The sequence below is a fragment of the Nitrospira sp. genome (assembly GCA_005116745.1).
Lineage (GTDB): Bacteria > Nitrospirota > Nitrospiria > Nitrospirales > Nitrospiraceae > Nitrospira_D.
On record SWDS01000006.1, the window covers coordinates 1,027,103 to 1,037,780 of the forward strand.

Annotated in this window: 5 protein-coding genes and 1 rRNA gene; 2 read left to right on the forward strand and 4 right to left on the reverse strand. The window is 55.6% G+C overall.

From position 1 onward, the window contains the following. Positions 1-12 precede the first annotated feature (12 nt). The 3 genes from guaA to E8D52_10725 form a co-directional block, all read right to left on the reverse strand. Positions 13-1,569, reverse strand: coding sequence for a glutamine-hydrolyzing GMP synthase (guaA, locus tag E8D52_10715; protein ID TKB69409.1), 1,557 nt, complete (start codon positions 1,567-1,569; stop codon positions 13-15). Between the two features lie 106 nt (positions 1,570-1,675). Continuing rightward, a complete protein-coding gene (gene guaB / locus E8D52_10720) occupies positions 1,676-3,142 on the reverse strand; it encodes an IMP dehydrogenase (protein TKB69410.1) in 1,467 nt (488 codons plus the stop codon). Between the two features lie 10 nt (positions 3,143-3,152). After that, positions 3,153-6,119 carry a 6-bladed beta-propeller gene (locus E8D52_10725; protein ID TKB69411.1) on the reverse strand — a complete coding sequence of 989 codons (2,967 nt, stop codon included), beginning with the start codon at positions 6,117-6,119 and terminating at the stop codon, positions 3,153-3,155. Positions 6,120-6,410: 291 nt separating this feature from the next. Between E8D52_10725 and E8D52_10730 the strand changes: the two genes are divergently transcribed. Then, on the forward strand, positions 6,411-6,620 hold the full coding sequence (locus E8D52_10730) for a hypothetical protein (protein TKB69412.1): 210 nt from the start codon (positions 6,411-6,413) through the stop codon (positions 6,618-6,620). A 384-nt stretch (positions 6,621-7,004) separates the two neighbouring features. Then, entirely contained in the window at positions 7,005-7,520 is a 516-nt protein-coding gene (locus E8D52_10735; GenBank protein ID TKB69413.1) for a cytochrome C, read from the forward strand. A 285-nt stretch (positions 7,521-7,805) separates the two neighbouring features. Here E8D52_10735 and E8D52_10740 read toward each other — a convergent pair. Further along, positions 7,806-10,678: ribosomal RNA gene (locus E8D52_10740) — 23S ribosomal RNA — on the reverse strand.

Below are 10,678 nucleotides of genomic sequence, written 5' to 3' on the forward strand. Positions count from 1 at the left end.
CGACACCGTACATTATTCCCATTCGATCGTCGATGGCGGTTTCGAGCTGATGTCATACACCACTCGATTCACGCCCTTCACTTCATTGATAATCCGGCTCGACATCCGGCCCAGCACATCGTTCGGAATCTTGGCCCAGTCGGCGGTCATCCCGTCGACACTGGTCACCGCGCGAATCGCCACTACGTTATCATAGGTCCGCTGATCGCCCATGACGCCGACAGTGCGGATCGGCAAGAGCACGGCGAAGAATTGCCAGATGTCTCGGTAGAGTCCCGCGCCACGAATCTCCTGATCGACGATCGTTTCGGCTCCACGGAGGATCGCCAATCGCTCCTTCGTCACGGAGCCAAGCACCCGGATCGCAAGACCTGGACCGGGGAACGGCTGCCGCCAGACAATCTCATCCGGCAAGCCCAGTTCGGTCCCCAGTACCCGCACTTCGTCCTTGAACAATTCCCGAAGCGGCTCGATCAATTTCAACTTCATCCTGGCCGGCAGACCACCAACATTATGATGCGTCTTGATCGTGGCTGACGGCCCCTTGAAGCTCACGCTCTCAATGACATCGGGATAGAGTGTCCCCTGCACCAAGTACTTCACGCCCTTCAGCTTCTTGGACTCGACCTCGAAATTCTTGATGAACAAGCGTCCGATGATTTTGCGCTTCCGTTCGGGATCGGTGACGCCCTTCAAACCATCCAGGAACTGTGTCGTCCGATCAAGCACCCGAAGATTGAGATGCATCTGCGACGCAAGAGTCTTCTTCACCTGGTCGCGTTCGCCCGCCCGAAGCACCCCATTATCGACGAAGATGCAGGTCAGCTGGTCTCCGATGGCGCGGTGCGTAAGAGCCGCCGCGACCGACGAATCGACTCCGCCGCTCAGTGCGCAGATCACGCGATCTTTTCCGACCTGCTCGCGGATTTGATTCACTCCCTGATCCACGTAGGACTGCATGGTCCAGGTCGGCGTACAGCCGCAAATCTCATAGACGAAGTTGTGGAGTATCTTCGCTCCTTCCGGCGTATGCGCAACTTCCGGATGGAACTGCAGGCAATAGATCCGCCGCTGCGCATCCTCCGACTTCATGGCCGCAACCGGGGAATTGTTGGTATGGGCAATGGACCGGAACCCCTTCGGCATGCGCTCGATCCGGTCTCCATGGGACATCCACACCACCGAGGAACCACCGGCGCCGATGCCTTTGAAGAGATCGCTGCGGTCATCGATCAGCACGTCTGCCCGGCCATATTCTCGATGCGGCGCCTTGACGACCTTCCCGCCTGACAAATACGTCACCAACTGCATGCCATAGCAGATGCCAAGGATTGGAATATTCTGATTAAAGAGCTCCTTGGAGATGAGCGGCGCGTTTTTTTCGTAGACACTGGAGGGCCCTCCGGACAGGATGATACCTTGCGGCCGATACGCAAGAATCGTCGCCAAGGGGACCGTACAGGGGAGAATTTGCGAGTAGACCTGGGCTTCGCGAATGCGGCGGGCGATCAGTTGCGTGTACTGCGACCCAAAGTCGAGGACCAGAATTCTATTGTGCCAAAGTTCCATCGTGATGTTGTGAGGAATACAGGGTGAGGGGTAAGGGGGTAACGGCCCTTTCAACTCGTTAGGAACAGGAACCCCTCATTCCTGCCTCCTCACTCCGTACCAGTACCTATTCCCAATCCATCCGATAGTTCGGCGCTTCTTTGGTAATGATCACGTCATGCACATGGCTCTCACGGAGGCCGGCCACGGATTGTCTGATGAACGTGGCATTCTGTTGCAAATCGACAATCGTCTTACAGCCACAGTATCCCATTCCCGATCGCACACCGCCGACGAGCTGATACACCACGGCAGCCAACGAACCTTTATAGGGCACACGACCTTCGATCCCTTCGGGCACCAGTTTCTGAGCCGGGCGTCCTCCTTGTCCATACCGATCCCCGCCCCCTCGCTCCATCGCCCCGATGGAACCCATGCCGCGATAGACCTTGTAGGTTCTGGCTTGATAGAGCACCGTCTCACCCGGAGACTCTTCTGTTCCGGCAAAGAGTCCACCAAGCATCACAGACGACGCCCCAGCAGCCAAGGCCTTTGTGATATCGCCTGAAAACTTGATGCCGCCATCGGCAATAATCGGCACCCCGCTGCCAGTTAACACTTTTGCGCAATCCGCGATCGCGGTGAGCTGCGGCATTCCGGCGCCCGACACGATCCGCGTCGTGCAAATCGATCCCGGTCCGACCCCGACCTTGACCGCATCGACTCCGGCTTTGAGGAGGTCTTTGGCCGCCTCTGCGGTGCCGATGTTTCCCACGATCAGTTCGAGAGCCGGATACAGTTTCTTGATCATCTTCGCCGTATCCAGCACGGCTTGCGAATGGCCGTGCGCCGTGTCGATCACGACAAGGTCCACGCCGGATCTCTTGAGCAGCGTCACCCGCTCTTCAGTCTCCGGTCCGACACCCACCGCCGCCCCGACCCGTAAGCGCCCATGGCCATCTTTGCAGGCGTTGGGATACTTGACCCGCTTTTCGATATCTTTAATGGTAATGAGCCCTTTGAGCTCAAATTGCTTATTCACCACCGGTAATTTTTCAATCCGGTGCTCATGCAGAATCTCTTTGGCCTTCTCCAGGCTGGTGCCCTCTGGCGCCGTGATCAACCGGTCTCGTTTCATCACCTGCGCCACCTTCAGGTCCATCCTCGTTTCAAATCTGAGATCGCGGTTGGTGAGAATCCCGACCAGCTTGCGCCCTTTGGTGACGGGGATACCCGAGATCCGATACTTCGCCATGAGTTGGTACGCGTCTCGAATCGTTTGGTCGGGAGAAATCGTGACGGGGTCGAGGATCATTCCGCTTTCTGACTTCTTCACCTTATCGACTTCCGTCGCCTGATCTTCCGGAGACAACACGCGATGAATGATCCCAATACCCCCTTCGCGCGCCATCGCAATCGCCAGCCGAGATTCCGTCACGGTATCCATCGCCGCGCTGACGAGCGGGATATTGATCCGGATATTGCGCGATACAAAGGTGCTGGTATCGACTTCATTGGGTACAATCTTCGACTTGGCCGGCACGAGGACCACGTCGTCGTATGTCAGTCCGAGTCGCGGTTCTTTATCAAGCATCGCTCCCTCTTCACACGTTCTGCGTTCGTTGCATGTTCTCCACCTCGGCCAACTCCTCCGCCTCGCCCTGCAACCGTTCACTGCCCTCGTCCGCCGGCATGAACTGCTGCACCCGTGTGTTGCCGCTATCCACGACAAAGACGCTCCCCTTCGCATCGACAGCAATCCCGTAGGGAAAATTGAATTGCCCGTCGCCGTTGCCGAACCCGCCCCACTGGGTGATGAAATTGCCCTCGCGATCAAACTTTTCAATCCGATGATTTCCCGTATCCGTCACGTAGAGCTGTCCAGCTCCGTCAACGGTGATCCCCCAGGGCGAGCGCAATTGTCCGGCCTCTTGCGCCAGAGCACTACTGGCATGCCCAGGGGCTGAACTGCCTCCCCACTTCGTTAACAGCTGGGGTAAGACGTTGGTACTGGTGTCAAATTTCTGGATGCGGTGATTGCCCATATCGACGATATAGACGGTCCCGTCCTCTTGATCGACGGCCACACCGCGCGGGAAATAGAACTGCCCGTCACCGTTGCCGAAGCTGCCCCAGGCCATGATGAACTCGCCGGACATGTCGAATTTCTGCACGCGGAAATTGGCGCTATCGACGACGTAGATGTAGCCGCGCACGCGGTCGACCGCAATCCCCCAGGGCGCATTGAACTGTCCTTCGCCGTTTCCACGCGAACCGAACTTCATCATGTACCCGCCAAGCTTCCCGTCGAACTTTTGAACCCGGTGATTATTCGTATCCACCACCCAGACATCGCCCTTGCCGTCGCAGGCAATACCGGTGGGATTGTGAAAATTCGCATTGGCTGAGCCAAAACTTCCCCACAGAATGATGAAGTTCCCGGCATTATCGAACTTCTGCACACGATTGTTGCCGTTATCGACGACAAACAGCGATCCTTGTTGATCGGCGCACAGTCCGTACATCGGCGCGATAAACTCTCCGCCGTGCAACAACGACGCACCTCGCCCCGGCTTCCCCCACTTCGACACGCACAGATAGCCAGACGTATTGACCAAAATAGTCGTGCTGGCCGGCGTGGAGACATTGTTGCCGATATCTTTGAACCACACATAAATGGTTTTGTGCCCATCTCCAGGCGAGAGAATGAACGGAATCGTGGCGCCGAACTTGATCGCCGATGTCACATCCACCCACCCAGGCGTGCCAGCCACAGGCGTCAACGGACTTTCAGAAATAAAATAGGCCCCAACTCCTGTATCCAAATCGGTTGCCGAAATCGTCACCACGACTTCGGGCGAGTTGGTCATGAAGGCCCCGTGATTGATCACGGCGTAAGGATTCTGCGGCGCCGTGATATCGATGAGCACGGGTATCGCTGTGACTTCTTCCGAGGGTCCGCTTTCCGTTCCATCTTCGAACGATGCGGTCACCGCATAAAAATAAGGCGTATCGTTGGTGAGACCTTCATGCGTGTACGGGGTCGTCACGCCTTCAATCTTCGTCGCCCCCTCGATCGTGACATGAGGCGAGGTACTGAAATAGAGATTGTAGGCTTGCGCGCCAGGCACCTCCATCCAACTCAGAAAGACTTCTGTATCGCCGGCCTTGACGGCAAGGCTGCGGGGTGGCTGCACCGCCCCGGCCTCCACTGGCTGCGCAGGCTGGTCCTTCCCACGATTCATCTCTTCTTCGGTCGGCACATATTTCAGGATACGGTGATTGCCGCTGTCGACGACGAACACGCAGCCTTCCTTATCGACCGCGATGCCATAGGGGAAATTGACCTGTCCCTCTGTTTTTCCTCGGTTCCCAAATGAGCACAGGAACGTCCCGTTGCCGTCAAACTTCTGCATGCGATGGTTGCCGCTGTCGACGACATAGACGTTGCCGAGTGCGTCACACGCGATGCCCCATGGTGACTTAAACTGTCCGGGTCCCTGACCTTCCCGGCCCCATTTCGTCAAGAAGCTTCCTCGGGCATCGAATTTTTGGATGCGATTATTACTTTCATCGGCCACATAGATATTGCCGATAAAATCGACCGCCACGCCGCGCGGAAAGAAGAAGGCGCCGTCGAAGCTGCCGTCACGGCCCCACTTCAGCAGTGGTTGGCCATCGGCTTGAAATTTTTGGATACGCGCATTACTCGTGTCAGAGACATACACATGGCCGTCTTGATCCGTTGTAATGCCCCAGGGCACATCGAAGCGGCCCATATCGGCCCCCCGCCAGGCGAACCCAAACTTGCCCCATGCTTTCTGCGCGTTACCCTCGAGATCAAACTTCTGCACCCGATTGTTGCCGCTGTCAGCCACATACATAACATCGCCCGGCCCGACCGCCAAACCACGGGGATAGTAGAACTGGCCTTCCTGTGAACTGGGTTCGCTGCCCCACCGAGCCAGGAACGTTCCAGTTTTATCGAATTTTTGGATCGAATGGTTATCCGTATCTGCTACGTAGATGTTGCCGTTCTTGTCGAGCGCAATTCCCGTGGGCGAGTTCAACTCCCCATCGCCCACTCCTTCAGAGCCGATGACCATGGCCAGGAGATATGGCGATGGAATCGCCATCACTTCTTGCGATTCAAGGCTTTCGCCCTTCGAGGTGACGACGGTGACGACATAGTGGTAACAAGTGCCATTGGCCAGGTCATCATGGACGTAGGGACTCGAGGCGCCCTCCAGACACGTCGCCTTGTCCTTCTTCACACCGATCACACCCTTAAAATCTTCAGGGCCAGCGATGGGACGAGTCAGTTCCGAGTATTTGATCTGTACGCCCTTGGACGTCTGAAAGTAGAGGTTGTAGTACATGGCATCCGGAACCGGATCCCATGTGACGATAATACGCCCATTGCCGGGTTTGGCATGAACGTGTTGCGGAGGTGACGGCAGCTCTTCTTCCTCCGCCACTGAATCTCCGGCACCCCATTCTCCCTGAAGCCCATCGATACGGATGGGGGACCGATCGAATTGAAACATATCATCAAAAAGCCAAGCTTTCATCACGGTGTTGCCTCAGATTGCTCGTGGGAACGACTCAGAAACAGCGGAACTTTCAATCATTTAGACTTGGGTTGATCACTGTAGCAAAGCGACGGAAATAGAGTCAAGGCAACCGCCACAATGCCTTGGAGAATGATGTCTTGAAAAAGAGCCCTATGGTATCCGTCGTTGGATCGATTACAATGCAACGGTTCCCCGAGGCAACGCCCGTGATCAGAGGGCTCTCTTCTCTAGGCAATTTGCAGGGCAGTTAGAGATTTCTGAATAGAAAGGAGCGCAACAGAAGCTACGATGCGAAACTTCATCCTTGGCGTCACGGTCGGTGCCGTCCTTACCACGATGGTGGTCCATGCAGCAGGGAAAGATGGAATGGGAGGGAGTGGACGGCCTCCGCTCTCGAATGATGAACGGGAGCGGCAGTTTCAGCTTCAACTCGACCACATACGTCAACAAACTGAGCTGGAACAGGCACGCATGCAAGGGAAAAAGAAACCCTGCTAGTGAGCCACAAGCCCTCCGAACTGGCCGATCGTCAGTTTCGTCGTGTGCTTTCGTCGTGTGCTATAGACCGAGTAGTCAATAACCACGTATCAATGGCAGATAGGACGAATTCAAAGGTGGATAATTATGAGAATGTTTCAAGTTAGACAAACTGTCACCTATGACCTGACGACGGCCGCAGGGACAGAGCAGGAAGCCATTTTAAAAGCCAAAGGTATTCCACTGTCTCAATGGACCGCCGAGGCCAGTGAGATCACGGCCGAGATGCTGGATGAGACCGATGAAATCGACGAGTACTGAACGACGCCCATGGTCCGTTCCACCTTTCCGTGGCATTGAGCACAGAGAGCCGACACGCATCATCACGATCAGGGAGAAGAAACCATGCGCCTGATTCAAAGCATCCAAACATCCGCGCTGTGTTTGCTCCTCATCGCTGCCATGACGCCCGCAGCCACTGCCGGGGACAAGGGACACGCCAGCGGTCAGACTGCTCCATTGGATAAGAAAACTGAGGACAGGGGACGGTATGTCATCAAGATCGCTGGGTGTAATGATTGCCACACCACCGGCTATGCGGAAGCCGCTGGAAAGATTCCTGAGAAAGACTGGCTCAAGGGAGATGCGATGGGATGGCGCGGGCCTTGGGGTACAACCTACGCGAGCAACATACGGCTCTCTATGCAGAATCTCTCAGAAGCCCAGTGGATCCAGGTTTCGCGGTCGGTTGAGTTTCGACCACCTATGCCATGGTTCGTCTTGCGGGAGATGACCGAGCAGGACCTGCGGGCCATCTATCGATTTATCAGAACGCTCGGCCCGGCCGGGGAACCGGCGCCCGCCTATGTTCCGCCGGATCAAGAACCGCCACAACCATATATCTTGTTCCCGTCTAACTAGGCGGGTTCAGGATGCGCACGATACTCTCAGTACGGGCATTGTGTAGAAACCGACAGCCAGTTCTTACGCTAGTCAGATACGTTTGCCATAGCACGAAATGCCTATAGTGGTCCCGGATACTTCAACCAGGCCATGTTCTATGGGTTTTTCCGCGTTGCGTTCCGGAAAGAGATCGATCTGACCTTGGATGGGCTGCAAGCCACGCTAGACTCATGCCCAGACAAACTCACCAAGGGGCTGTTGAAAAAAGCGGTGTGCGGCCTCCGGTGAGAGGAGGATGGTCCAAACTTAGCTGCGCCCATTGCTGGACTTCCACACCGTGCCTATCAACGTCGTGGTCTCCGACGGCCCTTCAGGGGGCTTCAAGCCCCAGTGAGAACTCATCTTGGGAGGGGCTTCCCGCTTAGATGCTTTCAGCGGTTATCCTGTCCGCACGTAGCTACCCAGCAATGCCGTTGGCACGACAACTGGAACACCAGCGGTGCGTCCACTCCGGTCCTCTCGTACTAGGAGCAGCTTCCCTCAATTCTCAAACGCCCATGGCAGATAGGGACCGAACTGTCTCACGACGTTCTGAACCCAGCTCACGTACCACTTTAAATGGCGAACAGCCATACCCTTGGGACCTGCTTCAGCCCCAGGATGTGATGAGCCGACATCGAGGTGCCAAACACCGCCGTCGATATGAACTCTTGGGCGGTATCAGCCTGTTATCCCCGGAGTACCTTTTATCCGTTGAGCGATGGCCCTTCCATTCAGAACCACCGGATCACTATGACCTGCTTTCGCACCTGCTCGACTTGTCCGTCTCGCAGTCAAGCACCCTTATGCCATTGCACTCATCGCCTGATTTCCGACCAGGCTGAGGGTACCTTCGTGCTCCTCCGTTACTCTTTGGGAGGAGACCGCCCCAGTCAAACTACCCACCAGGCACTGTCCCCGGCCCGGATGACGGGCCTGGGTTAGAACTCCGAACAGACCAGGGTGGTATTTCAAGGTCGGCTCCACCAGGGCTGGCGCCCCCGCTTCAATGCCTCCCACCTATCCTACACAAATCGGTTCAAAGTCCAGTGCCAAGCTATAGTAAAGGTTCACGGGGTCTTTCCGTCTAGCCACGGGTATACGGCATCTTCACCGCAATTTCAATTTCACTGAGTCTCGGCTGGAGACAGTGTGGCCATCGTTACGCCATTCGTGCAGGTCGGAACTTACCCGACAAGGAATTTCGCTACCTTAGGACCGTTATAGTTACGGCCGCCGTTTACTGGGGCTTCGATCAAGAGCTTCCCCGAAGGTGACCCCATCAATTAACCTTCCAGCACCGGGCAGGCGTCACACCCTATACTTCCTCTTTCGAGTTCGCAGAGTGCTATGTTTTTGCTAAACAGTCGCAGCCACCAATTTTTTGCAACCCCCTTCGGCTCCATCCGCAAGGGACTTCACCTACCAGGGGCATACCTTCTCCCGAAGTTACGGTATCATTTTGCCTAGTTCCTTCAGCCGAGTTCTCTCAAGCGCCTTAGAATTCTCATCCCACCCACCTGTGTCGGTTTACGGTACGGCCACTCGTGACCTGGTGCTTAGAGGTTTTTCTTGGAAGCAGGGCATCCATCACTTCATGCTATCCGAGGATAGCATCCGTCATCACGCCTCAGGATTGCGGGCCCGGATTTGCCTAAGCCCACTCCCTACACGCTTAAACCGGCACTTCCAACCGCCGGCCGATGTAGCCTTCTCCGTCACCCCATCGCAGTCACGACCGGTACAGGAATATTAACCTGTTTCCCATCGACTACGCCTTTCGGCCTCGCCTTAGGCACCGACTGACCCTGCGTCGATTAGCGTTGCGCAGGAACCCTTGGGTTTTCGGCGTGCGGGTTTTTCACCCGCATTATCGTTACTCATGTCAGCATTCGCACTTCCGATACCTCCAGGAAGCTTCTCAACTTCCCTTCGCAGGCTTACGGAACGCTCCTCTACCGCCCATCCATAAGGACGGACCCGTAGCTTCGGTACTATGCTTAGCCCCGGTAAATCTTCCGCGCAGACCGACTCGACCAGTGAGCTATTACGCTTTCTTTAAAGGATGGCTGCTTCTAAGCCAACCTCCTGGCTGTCTGGGCCTTTCCACATCGTTTCCCACTGAGCATAGATTTTGGGACCTTAGCTGACGGTCTGGGCTGTTTCCCTTTCCACGACGGACCTTATCACCCGCCGTGTGTCTCCCGTGCTGGAACTTGTCGGTATTCGGAGTTTGCATCGGGTTGGTAAGCCTAGACGGCCCCCTAGCCGAAACAGTGCTCTACCCCCGGCAGTTATACACGAGGCGCTACCTAAATAGCTTTCGAGGAGAACCAGCTATCTCCGGGCTTGATTAGCCTTTCACTCCTATCCACAGCTCATCCCCGTATTTTTCAACAGACGTGGGTTCGGCCCTCCAGTTAGTATTACCTAACCTTCAGCCTGGTCATGGATAGATCGCCCGGTTTCGGGTCTAATCCCAGCGACTGAACGCCCTGTTCAGACTCGCTTTCGCTACGCCTCCCCTATCCGGTTAAGCTTGCCACTGAGATTAACTCGCTGACCCATTATACAAAAGGTACGCAGTCACGGAACAAGTCCGCTCCCACTGCTTGTACGCATACGGTTTCAGGGTCTATTTCACTCCGCTCTCCGCGGTTCTTTTCGCCTTTCCCTCACGGTACTGGTTCACTATCGGTCAGTCAGGAGTATTTAGCCTTGGAGGATGGTCCCCCCATGTTCAGACAGGGTTTCTCGTGCCCCGTCCTACTCGTTTTCACGCACCATGGCTTTTCGTATACCGGGCTATCACCGTCTATGGCCAGTCTTTCCAGGCTGTTCTACTAAGTTATAATGCGCTTAAGGGCTGGTCCCCGTTCGCTCGCCGCTACTAAGGGAATCTCGGTTGATTTCTTTTCCTCCGGGTACTTAGATGTTTCAGTTCCCCGGGTTCGCTTCGCTAGGCCTATGTATTCAGCCTAGGATGACCAACTGGTGTTGGCCGGGTTTCCCCATTCGGACATCTGCGGATCAGGGCTAGTTTGCAAGCTCCCCGCAGCTTTTCGCATGCTACAACGTCCTTCGTCGCCTCTGACTGCCTAGGCATCCACCGTATGCGCTTGTTCACTTGACCCTAT

Bases quoted from the DNA above. Each gene is read 5' to 3' on its own strand.
- guaA (TKB69409.1), bottom strand. From the start codon at position 1,569: ATGGAACTTTGGCACAATAGAATTCTGGTCCTCGACTTTGGGTCGCAG.
- guaB (TKB69410.1), bottom strand. From the start codon at position 3,142: ATGCTTGATAAAGAACCGCGACTCGGACTGACATACGACGACGTGGTC.
- E8D52_10725 (TKB69411.1), bottom strand. From the start codon at position 6,119: ATGAAAGCTTGGCTTTTTGATGATATGTTTCAATTCGATCGGTCCCCC.
- E8D52_10730 (TKB69412.1), top strand. From the start codon at position 6,411: ATGCGAAACTTCATCCTTGGCGTCACGGTCGGTGCCGTCCTTACCACG.
- E8D52_10735 (TKB69413.1), top strand. From the start codon at position 7,005: ATGCGCCTGATTCAAAGCATCCAAACATCCGCGCTGTGTTTGCTCCTC.